This window comes from Novosphingobium sp. KACC 22771, assembly GCF_028736195.1.
Taxonomy (GTDB): Bacteria; Pseudomonadota; Alphaproteobacteria; order Sphingomonadales; family Sphingomonadaceae; genus Novosphingobium.
The window spans coordinates 678,244-690,890 of record NZ_CP117881.1; the positions used below are offsets into that span (position 1 = coordinate 678,244).

General features: G+C 60.1%; 8 protein-coding genes and 1 tRNA gene. 7 read left to right on the plus strand and 2 right to left on the minus strand.

The window, feature by feature from the left end:
* Positions 1–41: 41 nt before the first annotated feature.
* Both zwf and PQ467_RS03055 read right to left on the minus strand, forming a co-directional pair.
* A complete protein-coding gene (zwf, locus tag PQ467_RS03050; RefSeq protein ID WP_274176075.1) occupies positions 42–1,481 on the minus strand; it encodes a glucose-6-phosphate dehydrogenase in 1,440 nt (479 codons plus the stop codon).
* A 263-nt stretch (positions 1,482–1,744) separates the two neighbouring features.
* Positions 1,745–2,809 (minus strand): peptidylprolyl isomerase, encoded by a 1,065-nt coding sequence (locus PQ467_RS03055; protein WP_274175087.1) that lies wholly within the window; start codon positions 2,807–2,809, stop codon positions 1,745–1,747.
* A 76-nt stretch (positions 2,810–2,885) separates the two neighbouring features.
* Here PQ467_RS03055 and PQ467_RS03060 point away from each other — a divergent pair.
* The 7 genes from PQ467_RS03060 to PQ467_RS03090 all read left to right on the plus strand — a co-directional run bounded on the left by PQ467_RS03060 (position 2,886) and on the right by PQ467_RS03090 (position 12,590).
* Positions 2,886–2,976 (plus strand) — tRNA-Ser (locus PQ467_RS03060).
* Positions 2,977–3,115: 139 nt separating this feature from the next.
* Complete coding sequence (locus tag PQ467_RS03065) at positions 3,116–4,345, plus strand: tyrosine-type recombinase/integrase (RefSeq protein ID WP_274175088.1); 1,230 nt, start codon at positions 3,116–3,118, stop codon at positions 4,343–4,345.
* Positions 4,338–5,339: a hypothetical protein gene (locus PQ467_RS03070; RefSeq protein WP_274175089.1), complete on the plus strand. Its 1,002-nt coding sequence runs from the start codon at positions 4,338–4,340 to the stop codon at positions 5,337–5,339. The genes PQ467_RS03065 and PQ467_RS03070 overlap by 8 nt, the downstream gene beginning before the upstream one ends.
* A gap of 97 nt (positions 5,340–5,436) precedes the next feature.
* Complete coding sequence (locus tag PQ467_RS03075) at positions 5,437–7,566, plus strand: DUF262 domain-containing protein (RefSeq protein ID WP_274175090.1); 2,130 nt, start codon at positions 5,437–5,439, stop codon at positions 7,564–7,566.
* 47 nt (positions 7,567–7,613) lie between these two features.
* On the plus strand, positions 7,614–9,761 hold the full coding sequence (locus PQ467_RS03080; protein ID WP_274175091.1) for a DEAD/DEAH box helicase family protein: 2,148 nt from the start codon (positions 7,614–7,616) through the stop codon (positions 9,759–9,761).
* Positions 9,724–11,397 carry a class I SAM-dependent DNA methyltransferase gene (locus PQ467_RS03085; RefSeq protein WP_274175092.1) on the plus strand — a complete coding sequence of 558 codons (1,674 nt, stop codon included), beginning with the start codon at positions 9,724–9,726 and terminating at the stop codon, positions 11,395–11,397. Before PQ467_RS03080 ends, PQ467_RS03085 begins: the two co-directional genes overlap by 38 nt.
* Positions 11,394–12,590, plus strand: a complete 1,197-nt coding sequence (locus tag PQ467_RS03090; protein WP_274175093.1) for a restriction endonuclease subunit S — start codon at positions 11,394–11,396, stop codon at positions 12,588–12,590. The genes PQ467_RS03085 and PQ467_RS03090 overlap by 4 nt, the downstream gene beginning before the upstream one ends.
* Positions 12,591–12,647: the final 57 nt, after the last annotated feature.

The window sequence follows — 12,647 nt, forward strand, 5'->3', positions numbered from 1 at the left end:
CTAATCGTGCCCGGTCGTTCGGCCCGGTTATTCATGCCCGGTTATTCATGCCATGCGACGCCATCCTTGGCGGCCAGGGCGATGGCGGCGGTCGGCCCCCAGCTTCCCGCGCCATAGGGATTGGGCGTGATGCCATTGTCGGTCCACACCTTGCGCACGCCGTCGATCCAGGCCCATTGCGCCTCCACCTCGTCGCGGCGGACGAACAGCGTCTGGTCGCCCTCGATCAGGTCGAGCAGCAGGCGTTCATAGGCAATGCGCTTGGTCGGCCCGGCAAAGGCGTCTTCCATGCGGATGTCGAGCGGCACCTCGCGCAGGCGCACGCCCCCGCGATCCAGCCCCGGCACCTTGGCATTCATGGTAAAGGTGATGTTTTCCTCCGGCTGGATGCCGATGATCAGCCGGTTGGGCTGGGTGATCGCGCCGCGCTGGGCAAACATCGAATGAGGCACCGGGCGGAACTGGACGACGATTTCGGTCGTGCGCTTGGGCAAACGCTTGCCGGTGCGCAGATAGAAAGGCACGCCCCGCCAGCGCCAGTTGTCGATATGCGCCTTGATCGCCACGAAAGTCTCGGTGGCCGAAGGCTTGCCCAATTCGTCGGCATAGCCGGGGACAGAGGCGCCGTCGATGGCGCCCGCGCGATACTGGCCCGTCACGGTGTCGCCCGCGGCAACATTGCGAAGCGAGCGCAGGACCTTGGTCTTTTCGCCGCGGATGGCGGCGGGGTCAAAACGGCTGGGCGGCTCCATCGCGACAAGGGCGAGCAATTGCAGCATATGGTTCTGCACCATATCGCGCAGCGCGCCCGCGCCGTCGTAAAAGCCCACACGCCCTTCAAGGCCAACCGTTTCCGCCACGGTGATCTGAACGTGTTCGATATAGTGCGAGTTCCAGATCGGCTCGAAAAGAATATTGGCAAAGCGCAGCGCCAAAAGGTTCTGGACGGTTTCCTTGCCCAGATAATGGTCGATGCGGAAAATGCGGTCTTCGGGAAAGGCCGAGGCCACCGCGTCATTGATATGGCGGCTGGTGTCCAGATCCGTGCCCAGCGGCTTTTCAAGGCCGATCCGGCTGGTGGCGTCGGCCAAACCGCTGGCCTGAAGGCCCGCAATGGTGGGTTCAAACAGGCTGGGCGCGGTGGAGAGGAAAATGGCCAGACCATCCTCGCGCGGGCCGACCTTGGCCGCCAGATCGGCAAAATGCTCGGTCTGGTTCGCGTCCAGCGCCTGATAGGTCAGCCGCTGAAGGAAGCCGGGGATGGCGTCCTTGCGATAATCGGGCAGGAATTTGTTCAGAGCATCAGCCGCAAAATTGCGAAAGCCCTCGTCATCAAGGTCCGAGCGCGCCGTGCCGATGATATTCAGCTTTTCCGGCACCAGCGCGTCGGCATGAAGCGCGCACAGCGAAGGCAGCAGCATGCGCTGCGACAGGTCGCCGGTGGCGCCAAACAGCAGCAGCTTGTCGGCGGTAAAGCTCATCGATGGAGTCCCCTCGGGTGTCACGACTGTCACGGCTTTCTCCTTGGGTTGGAGGCCTTCCGCGCCATGGTTCTTTGAGGCCGCCTTGGTGGTGGCCCGGTTGCCGGGATGATCTAGCGCCATGATGGGGTTTGCGCCAGTTCATCGCCCGGAAATGGCGCGGAAATCCTAGGGTTTGAATACGAATTTGCGCTATGAATAGGTTTTCGCCTTGGCCCGCGCAAGGGCGCGGGGCAGCTCATCCCCGGCGCTGAGCGCAAGGTTCATCCCTGGCGGCGGATGGGAATCGGGATGTTGCAGATGTCGGCGTTGCCGGGCGAATAGATGATGAAATCGTCGCGCCGGTTGGCCCGCGCGTTCACGTAATCGCGGAATGAGGCGCTGGCGCTGGAGAGATATTCGAAATGCGGCTGCTGCGCGGGTGGCAATTCGCTGCCAAGCCGGATCGAGAGGATCGGGGTGTTTTTCGCCTTGTCATTATACATGCCGTTGCCCGGCGCGCGGGGCAGCGATGAGAGATGCTCGATCCCCTCGATCACTCGCCCCACCACCGCGATGTTGCGGTCAAGCTGGCGCGGGGGCGTGCCGATTGCGGCGTAAAGCTCGGCCCCGGTGCCGGTGTCGGGCGAATTGTTGCGACCAACCCCGACGGTGGCATAGCAATGGACGGGCCAGAGGCTTTCTGATCCATAGGCAACAGGCCAGCCCTGATACAAACCAGTTCCCATCGCATAGGAATCGCCCCTTTCAACGGCCTCTTGAGATTTCGCGAATTCGGCGGCGGGGATTTTTTCAATGGATCCGTATTTTACGAGCAGGGCCGTCTGAGCTTGCACGGCTTTACGTTTGGCTTCTATCGAGGGGGTGAATAATTTCAGACCCGGGCCAGTGGCTGGTATTGGCACTTCATACTCGCTTTCCGGCACCTTGCTCAGGCCCGCAGGCAAAGGCTTGGCCTGCGGCGTATCCTCATCGGGATCGCCAAATTGCGCGACCCAATTGTCCTGAACCCGATAGACCGCGCCGCCATCCCACCAATGCGCTGTGGCCAGCTTGCGCATATTGCCGATCCAGCCTTGCGAAAAAGGTGGGGGCAAAAGCTGGATGATCACCTGCCGCGCCTTGCCCGCCGCATCGGGCGCCAGCGTCATCACCAACAGATCGGCCGGATCAATCTTCTGCCAGTCGCTGGCCGGGGCGGCTTTGATGATCTCCGCGCTGGGGCGGGTTCTGGGTTTTTGCGCTGTGGGTTTTTCCGGCGTGGCCGCCATGGCCATCGGCGCGGCGGAAACGGCAAAGGCAGCGAGCAGGACGATCTTTTTGCGCATCAAAGTAATCTGCCTGCGCACCCTCTCTTGCGCAAGCCGCGTTTCATCGCTAGGGGCCTGCCTTCCAGTGCAATGCGGAGCGGTGGCCGAGTGGTCGAAGGCGCTCGCCTGGAAAGTGAGTATACGTCAAAAGCGTATCGAGGGTTCGAATCCCTCCCGCTCCGCCACCTGGGTATTTCACCGAAAACCAAACTAACCCAAAAACCCCTGAATATCAGGGATTTTCTGCCATTTTCCTGTTGCATCGTGACCCACGAAAAGGCATGGTAGCCCGCGTCTCGTGTGGTATAAAATGTGGGATGAAAAATGGGCCGTCTCAGCGCCACTTTCGTCAAGGCTGATCGGGCGCCGGGGCGCTATGCTGATGGGGGCGGACTTTACCTCGTCGTCGCGCCCGGTGGCAGCAAGGCCTGGGTCTGCCGAGTGCAGAAAAGAGGGCGGCGGCGCGACATTGGCCTGGGCAGCACGAAGAAGGTAACGCTGGCGCAGGCCCGCGTCGAGGCGGCCAAAGTGCGCAGCCAGATCGAGGCGGGGCTGGACCCGGTGCGCGAGCGGGTGAAGGAAGCGGGCATCCCGACTTTCCGCGAGGCGGCGGCGCTGGTCTATGCCGAGCATCACGCCAGTTGGAAGAACAAGAAGCACGCCGCCCAGTGGCTGACGACGCTGACTACCTATGCCTTCCCGCATATTGGCGACATGTCGGTTTCTCTGATCGAGGGGCAGCATGTGCGCGATGCGCTGATGCCGATCTGGCTGAGCAAACAGGAGACGGCACGGCGCGTGCGGCAGCGCATCTCCATGGTGATCGATTGGGCGGTGGCCAAGGGCTATCGCGAACACGCGCTGGCGATGGCGGCGCTCAACAAATCGCTGCCCAAGGCCAAGCGCAAGGTCGAGCATCAGGCGGCGCTGCCCTACGATCAGGTGCCGGCTTTCATGAAAAGCCTACGGTCGCGGGAGAGCGTGGGGCGGCTGGCGTTCGAGATGCTGGTGCTGACGGCCCTGCGGTCGGGCGAGATTCGCGGCGCGGTGTGGAGCGAGATCGACCTCAAGGAAAAGCTCTGGACCATCCCCGCCGAGCGCATGAAGGCGGGCGAGGAGCATGTCGTGCCGCTGAGCGAGGATGCGCTGAAAGTGCTGGAAAAGGCGGCGGTCTATCGCCGCGCGACCGATGAGCTGGTCTTCCCCGGCACGCGCCGGGATTCGCAATTGAGCGACATGACGCTGACCAAGATCTGCCGCGATATGAAGGTGAAGGCGGTGCCGCATGGCTTCCGCTCGTCCTTCCGCGACTGGGTCAGCGAGGAGACCGATTTCGAGAACGAGATCGCCGAAATGGCGCTGGCCCACACCATCGGCAACAAGGTCGAGGCCGCCTATCGCCGCGGCAAGCTGCTGGAAAAGCGCAAGGTGATGATGGCGACCTGGGCCGACTACTGCATGGGCCGCCCGGTGATGCTGACGCGAATCGCGCGGGTGGAGAAGGCGGAGCAGTCTGGTGAAGCCGACAAGGCGCAGGAGGCTGGCGATGCGTGAGAGCAAGCCGGGGCGTGTGTTTGTCACGGAGCGGTTGGGCGCAGGGGATTATGCGGCGGGCGTGGCGCTGTTTGATGCCAAGCTGGCCGAGGCGCGGGCGGGTTGGTTGCGCGTGGATCGGTGGAAGTCGGTTGCGGCGCTGGCGGTGGTTGCCGTGGCGGCTGCTTTGGCAGTGGCAGTGCTAGCCTTACTGGGGCGGTCGTGGATCTGGTGGGCGGCGGTGGTGGTGCCGCTGCTGGCGATGCTGTTCGTCGCTGTCGTGTGCTGGGCTTCGGTAGAGGCGTTTGCCCGCTTTAGCCGCCCGCCGAACGGGGTGGCGTGGCTGGTGCCATCATGGTTGGCGAGGGCCATGGTACGGCGGTTCGAGCTTTCACACATCGATTCTGGGGACATTTTTGCCGGTTTCGCCGCGCGTCAGATCATTGCCGTTGCGGGCGGCGTTGAACTCGATCCCCGCTTATTTTCCGACCGTCTCTGGCCGCTTTTGCTGTCACCCGATGACCAAGATCGCAGTCGAGGGGCTTGCCGCGAATATGGCTACCGTGGTGCTGAGATCACCGTTGAAGTGTGCGTGGCGGAGGTGGAAACCCTGCTAGAGGCTCGCCAGCAAGAAACTGCGCCGGACTTGCGCCATCCCTTCCAGCGCGTGCCCTACCAAGCAAGGGCAGCATGGATCGAAGAATGCCTGAAGCGCAAGGGCTACGCTGCAGGCTCCTATCGCCAGTCCCTTTTGCAGGCCGTCCTTCTCGCCGTCTGGGAAGAGATGAACGCCCCGGAATGGCGAGGCCGCAAACTCAACAATGCCGAAATCGCCCGCCGCACTCACCGTCGGGTGGTGAGTAGCGGTCAAGGTTTTCGCTCCACCGAACTCAACGAGGGCAAGGCATCGGACGAGCCGGCCGACTGGATCCAGAAATTGATTGCTGGGAGGTCGGCTGAATACAGATTTGCCGCGGACGTTGCAGACTCGTTGGTTGGCGGCCTGAATGGATAAAAGCGGTAATGTGTGCGGTGCCCAAGGGATTCGGGCTTGACCGCCTGTGGAAATTGCCTGACCTCATCGAAGGATAACCTTCAGAGTAGAGTCAAACGTGAAGCCCAATTCCCGATCGATCATCGAGCTGTTTGACGACAAACGCCGCTATCTTATTCCCCTCTATCAGCGCCAATATGCTTGGCAGGTAGAGCCGCAACTTCGATTGCTTTGGGAAGATATCATGCGGGCCTACAAAAAGCTCATTGCAGGCAGGGCTTCGCTTTCACCCCATTTCATGGGGGCGATGGTGATTTCGCAAATCGATACCAGCGGTAGAGAAGTCCGGGCTTTTGAAGTGATCGATGGCCAGCAGCGTCTATCGACATTCCAGTTGCTGCTTGCGGCTCTGCGTGACGTGGCCAGCGCCAATGGGTCAGGCTATGCCGACGAAATCCGCAAATACCTGCTCAACGATGGGATTATGCAGGAACCGGCACGCGAACGATACAAGGTCTGGCCCTCGCTTTTGGACCGCCGCGCCTTCGTGAGTGTTATCGATCCCTCTGCCGATCTTGACCAGATCGGCAAGCCCGCATCTGACGAAGAGGGGCATGTCCGTAAATCTGTCGCTGCACATGCCTGGTTTCGCGCCCAGATCGAGGCCTTTGTAGGAAAAGGCGAAACCTATGACGAAGAGGTCCTGGAAAAGCTCTTCGAGACGCTCAAGGATGGGCTCGCTGTCGTGTCTATCGAACTGGAGCGGGGTGACGATCCCCAGACCATTTTCGAGACGTTGAACAGCCGAGGCGTTGATCTGACGCCTGGTGACCTTATGCGGAATTTCATCTTCCAGCGCGCCAAGGGGCTGGGCCAGTCCCAAGCTGAACTGAATGTCGATGCTCTTTATGAAAAGCACTGGCAGCCTCTCGACGGCCATTTCTGGCAGCAACAATCCTATCGGGGCCGCCTTGGTGCGCAAAGGCTCGACTGGATGCTGATCGACCACTTGTCGATGAAAAAGGCTGATATTGTCTCTAAGGATGCCCTGTTTGACGGCTACCGCCGCTGGATCAGTGACGCGCAGCCGTTTGATACGGTCGAGCAGGAACTTGAGGCGATTTCCGCTTCCGCTGCGGTTGAACGCAAAATTTTCGAGCAAGACAAAGACGATGTAATTGGCCGCTTCGGGCGCTTCGCCGAGGCGTTCGATGTTTCGACCGTCTTCCCATTGGTGGTGTATCTTGCCACCGAAGCGGACTTGGGAGAACAATTGGCCGAGGCGCTCGCCATGCTGGAAAGCTACATCCTGCGCCGCGACATCTGTGGCTTGCCGACCGGCGCATATAACAGATTCTTCGTTGGGGCGATCGACCGGCTTCGGCAAGCCGAGGGCTCAAAGGTCGAAGCGCTTTATTCCTGGCTATCATCGCGCGGCTCGCAAACGGATCGTTGGCCCAAGGATGATGAGTGGCGGCTCGGATGGCTGGGCCGTGATCAATACAAAAACAACCGCCAACCCCGCCTGCGCTATATCTTTGAGCGGATTGAGCACGCCAAAAGGGTCGCGCTGTCGGAACACATTGAGTTCAAATTCACCCCTTCGGTCGAGCACATCATGCCGCAGAAATGGCAAACGCATTGGCCTGTGCCCGGATTTGAACACGTTTCACCTGGCGAGTATGATTTTGACAAGGCAACCGCCGAAACCAGGCGCGAGGGCTGCATCAACAAGCTGGGCAATCTTACGCTCATTACATCGCCGCTGAATTCCTCGGTATCGAACGGGCCTTTCTCTGAGAAAATGCCCGCGCTGCGCGCCCATTCGAGCCTCAAGCTCAATCGCGAACTCAATGATTTTCAGCACTGGGACGAAGACTGTGTAGCCACGCGTGGGGCCGCACTATTCGATGTGGCCAAGGCGGTCTGGATCGCGCCGAAGCAGGGGCTGGAAGCATTCCCGGAGTTTGGCCATCCAGGTGCAAACGGTGGCATGCCAAAAGAGGGCACTGCCTGTTCCTTCACTTACAATGGGAAGGATCATTTCGGCGTCATCAAGCAGCAGGCCCTTCATATCGATGGCTTCGAGCAGCCATTCACTTCATTTTCAGCCGCATCGGTCGCAGTCACGGGAACACAGCGTAATGGTTGGCGGGATTGGTATCTTCGCGCGGCAGATGGGACTTGGGTCCTCGCCGACGAGTGGCGCTCGCGGGCGGGGGCGGAAACAGAGGCTGGCCTTGCTTGAAGCAGTCTTGAACGGATAGTCTCCGGGGAAATTAGGAAAAATCGAACGTGGCCAATGAAGCTTTTGCCCGTGTGAAGATCGATCAGTTGCTCAAGGATGCCGATTGGGCGTTGAGTGACGGGCAAAGCGTGCGCTTTGAATATGTCCTGGGTGACGGTGGAAAGGCAGACTATGCCTTGTTCGACCGCCAAGGGCGGGCGTTGGCCGTCCTTGAAGCCAAAAGCACCAGCGTGAACCTCAGTGCAGGGGAGGCACAGGGGCTGCGCTATGCCGATCAGCTCGACGTGCCCTTCATTTTTCTGTCCAATGGCGAAGAGATTTGGTTTCGCGACAAGGGGCAGGATGCCCATTTTCGGCAGGTCCAAACGGTTTTCAGCCAAGATGATCTAGCACGGCGTAAGGCCGCAACCGAAATCCGACGTAATCCGCTCGATGTGCCGATCGACACCCGCGTTGCCGGTGCCGGTGGGCGGATGCACCAAACCGCTTGTATTGACGTTGTTTGCCGTGAAATTGCCGCTGGCCGCCGCAAACTGCTGGTCGAAATGGCCACGGGCACGGGCAAGACGCGCACGGCGGCGGCTCTGATCAAGCGCTTGTTCGAAGCGAACTGGGCCACGCGCGCGCTGTTTGTTGTCGATCGCAACACTTTGGCGATCCAGGCCGAAGATGCCTTTGCCGAGCATTTGCCGCATTTGCCCTGCTATCGCGTGCCGCGCACCGGGCGGCGCTTCCAGGATGAGAAGCGCGTGACCATCGTGACGCTGCAAACCCTGGTCAACGAGTACGAAAAGTATTCGGCAGGCTATTTCGACCTGATCATCATCGATGAATGCCATCGCAGCATCTACGGTAAATGGCGCCGCGCGCTCGATCATTTTGACGGGGTGAAGATTGGCCTGACTGCCACGCCATGCGTGATGCGCGATGATCCCGATGTCGATGAGGAGGATCGCGTCGCCATCCGCGATACCTTGCGCTTCTTTGAAGTTGATCGCCCGACATATAGCTATTCGATGAGCGAGGCGATCGCTGACGGGCATCTCGTGCCCTATGAAATCTATCGGGCGATGACCGCGAGGACGGCTGCGACAGAAGGCTTCCCCGTAGCGCGCAGCGAAATCGACTGGGATGCGCTTGATCCGCATACGCGCGACGAACTCGAAACCCTGTTTGCCGAGCAAGACCCAATTCGGGTGGACCCCACGGCATTGGAGCGCAAATTCACGATCCCGCAGCGCAACCGCGCCATGGTTCGGGAATTCCGCGATGTCCTCGAAAATGGGTACGTCGGCCCGAATGGCGTGCGACGCGCGCCTGAGCCGGGCAAGACCATCGTTTTCGCCGTGACCAAGCGCCATGCCGAAACGCTGGCACGCATGTTTGATGAACTGTTTGCCGATAAAAAGCCGTCACCGACCACCCGCTATGCCGATTTCGTGGTTTCGGGCCAAGGGCCGGAGGACACGGTTGATGGCGCGGCGAAAATCAAGCGCTTCAAGAAAGAGGAATTTCCGCAAATCCTTGTCAGCGTAAACATGCTCGACACCGGCTTTGATTGTCCCGACGTGCGTAACCTGATCATGGCGCGCTTCACCCATTCGTCGATCCTTTATCAGCAGATGCGCGGGCGCGGCACTCGGCAGGCGCCGGGCAAAGATCGCTTCACCATGTGGGATTTTACTGGCGTAACCTTGCGCCATGGCGATGATGAGGCTCCCGGCGAGGGCGGCGTAGTTGTCGTCCGCCCGGCGAAGCCACCGACCGGGCAGCCGCGCCGGATGCTCACGCTCGACGTACATGACGAAATTGATCCGACCACCCGCGAATGGGTCACTGTCGATGAAACCGGCCATGCCTTCATGGATGTTGACGAGGCGCGCGCTGAGGAATTGGGCGCCGCGTTCGAAACCTGGCTGGACGGGAAACCTTTCCATTCTGATCAGTTGCGCCTGCTTCATCTGGTGAAGGAGCAGATCAAGGCCAATGCGGCAGAGATGGCCAACTTTGAAAGCTGGCGCTTTGATATGCCGCCGCTGTCCATGAACGGTGGCTTCGAACGCGCCCGTGCCGTTTTCGGCAGCGAGGTAGAGCTTGACCGCGTGCTGGCCGACATGAATGAGGCCGTATTCGGCCCCCAAACCCCGGGCGGCGCCGATGATGGCAGCACCCGTACCGAAAAACCGACCAATTGAAGGCCCGTTAATGCCCTTTACCCCCGACATGCGCCGCAAGGTCGATCAAATTCGCGATTACCTCTATGGCGGCGGATATCCTGATCCGCTGTCAAATGCCGAACAGCTCAGTTTTCTGTTTTTCTTCTATATGATTGAGGGCATCGACGCGGCGAACTTGCGGCAGGCCAAAGCGACCAAACGGGATTACGCCTCCCTGTTTGCAGGCGACTGGACTATCCGCAATCCGCTGAACGCCCCGGCTAAGGACGTGGCAGTGATCCCGCGCGAGCGGATGCGCTGGTCGTCCTGGGCCAATGCGCTGTCGGGCGAACAGCTCGTGACCTTTGTGCGCGACGAAGTGTTTCCGTTCTTCGCCACCATCGGCGACGCCTTCGGCATGAGCTTTATGGCGCAGGCGCGCCTCGCCATCGACGAGCCGACGGTGCTCACCCAGGTCGTCACGTTGGTCAATGAACTGCGCCTCGAACAGTCCGACCCGGACACCAAGGGTGACTTGTTTGAACACGTCTTGCGGCAGATCAAGCAGGCGGGCGAACTCGGCCAGTTCCGTACTCCGCGCCACATCATTCGCGCCATCGTCGATCTGGTCGATCCGCAGATTGGCGAAACCATCTATGATCCCGCCGCAGGCACCGCCGGTTTTCTGGTCGCGGCCTATGAGCACGTTCGGCTTGCCAATTCATCGGCCAACGGGCGCGAAGTGTCGGAGCTGGAGGGCAAGACCTTCGAGCGCGGCTATGGTGACCGCCTGAACGATGCCCAATGGCGCAAGCTGCGCGCCGAGACCTTTTACGGCAACGATGTCGATCCCAAGATGGTCAGCCTGGCGAGCATGAATCTGGCACTGCGCGGCCTGCCCGATGTGCGCATTTTGAAGCGCAACGTGCTGACCACCAGTTTCGACCGTCAGATGAAGGCGGAGAAAAACCTGCCGCTCGATGGCTACAACGTCATACTCGCCAATCCGCCGTTTTCCGGGCGGTTAGACCGTGATCGCATTGTTGATGATGTGAAGATTGGCACCAGCACGGCCACCGAGCTGTTGTTCATCAAATACATGATCGACAATCTGCTGCCCGATGGGCGTTGCGGTGTGGTCGTGCCCGAAGGCGTGCTGTTCGGCTCGACCGGGGCGCACAAGGAATTGCGCCGCATCCTGATGCAGAACAATCGGGTCGAGGCCGTGCTGTCGCTGCCCGGCGGGGTGTTTCAGCCCTATTCCGGGGTAAAAACCTCGGTGCTTGTCTTCGCCAAGGGCGGGCGGACTGAGCGCGTGATGTTCCTTCACGCTAGCAACGATGGTTTCAGGCTCGATGCCAACCATGAACAGCCGATCGAGGCGGACGACCTGCCTGGCCTGATCGCCGCCTATAATAGTCGCGATGACATGTGGGCCGATTGGAGCGGGCGCGATCTCGCGCAGCCATGGACCGAAAATTGGTGGTTCGCCGATGCCGCCACGATCGAGCGCGAGAACTGGAACCTGTCCGCTTCGCGTTATCGCCCTGAAAGCCGCGAGGCGGCCATCCACCGTAACCCGCGTGAGCTTCTTGAAGAATTGCAAGAGGACTTGGAAACAATCCTCGGCGACATTCAAATGCTCGCGGCGGAATTGCGGGGGGAGCCAGCGTGAATTCCTGGCCGGAAGTCGATCTCAACGATATTTCAGATATTTCTGCGGGTAATCCTGCTCCGCAGGGAGCAGATTATTTTTGTACCGATGGCCATCCGTTTGTCCGGATGCAGGATGTCGGGCGCTATCATATTGATCCGGCCTTAGTTGAAACAACGGATCGGGTTTCATCACGGGCCGTCCGCGAATGTAAACTGCGCCTTTACCCAGCAGGGACACTGCTGATCCCGAAAAGTGGCGCCTCGGTAAACCTCAATCACCGTGCGATGCTAGGCCAGGATGCTTATGTCGTGTCGCACCTCGCCACGATCATACCCAATCAGCGAAGGGTGTTGCCGTCCTACCTGTTTCATTGGTCGCAGCGGTATGATCCCCGCTCCCAAGCGCAGGTTACAAGTCTGCCGTCTTTACCTCTTTCCCTAATTAAGGCTGCAAAAGTTCCACTCCCGCCGCTTGATGAGCAACGGCGGATTGTGGGCCTGCTGGACCGCGCGGCGGAGATCAGGCGTCGCGCCGATGCCGCCCGAGCTAAGGCCCGCGCCATCATTCCCGCCCTCTTCCTTGACATGTTCGGCGACCCCACCACGAATCCTAAAGGGTGGCCGGTGGTTAAGTTGGGGAGCCTTCTCGGTCGAATTGATAGCGGCTGGAGCCCGGTTTGTGGTGACGGCGCACCAGATCCCGATCAATGGGGCGTACTGAAACTTAGCGCGATCAAATTTCTGGGTTTTATCGGTTCGGAGGCAAAGCTACTGCCGGACACGATCCTACCTCGCGAAGACCTCGAAGTTCACGAGGGTGATTTGCTTTTCTCGCGCAAGAACACAATTGATCTCGTCGGTACTGCCGCCGTAGCCGACGGCAGTGGCCGCAAAAGGATGCTGCCCGACACGATCTTTCGATTGGTGCCAAGTGACCCCGCCCGTTTCGGGCCGCGCTATCTCAGCACCCTCATCAACCTGCCTGCCTTCCGACCGGTGATTAGGCAACTCGCCAGCGGCTCGGCATCTTCCATGCCGGGTATCTCCAAAGGGCGCCTGTCCACTTTGGAGATACCCCTCCCGGACTTACCGCTTCAAACCGTATTCGCCGAACAAGCCCAGCGCCTCGAAGCCACCGCCCGCGCCCTTGACCACGTCGCCAAGAAGGCTGAAGCCATGGCCGCCAGTCTGTCGGCAGAGGTGTTCGGATGACGATGTCGGGCGGGCGATATCGGGAAACGCAGGGCGTGTCACTACGCAGCAGAGGGA

Bases quoted from the DNA above. Each gene is read 5' to 3' on its own strand.
- zwf (WP_274176075.1), bottom strand. From the start codon at position 1,481: ATGAGCTTTACCGCCGACAAGCTGCTGCTGTTTGGCGCCACCGGCGAC.
- PQ467_RS03055 (WP_274175087.1), bottom strand. From the start codon at position 2,809: ATGCGCAAAAAGATCGTCCTGCTCGCTGCCTTTGCCGTTTCCGCCGCG.
- PQ467_RS03065 (WP_274175088.1), top strand. From the start codon at position 3,116: ATGGGCCGTCTCAGCGCCACTTTCGTCAAGGCTGATCGGGCGCCGGGG.
- PQ467_RS03070 (WP_274175089.1), top strand. From the start codon at position 4,338: ATGCGTGAGAGCAAGCCGGGGCGTGTGTTTGTCACGGAGCGGTTGGGC.
- PQ467_RS03085 (WP_274175092.1), top strand. From the start codon at position 9,724: ATGATGGCAGCACCCGTACCGAAAAACCGACCAATTGAAGGCCCGTTA.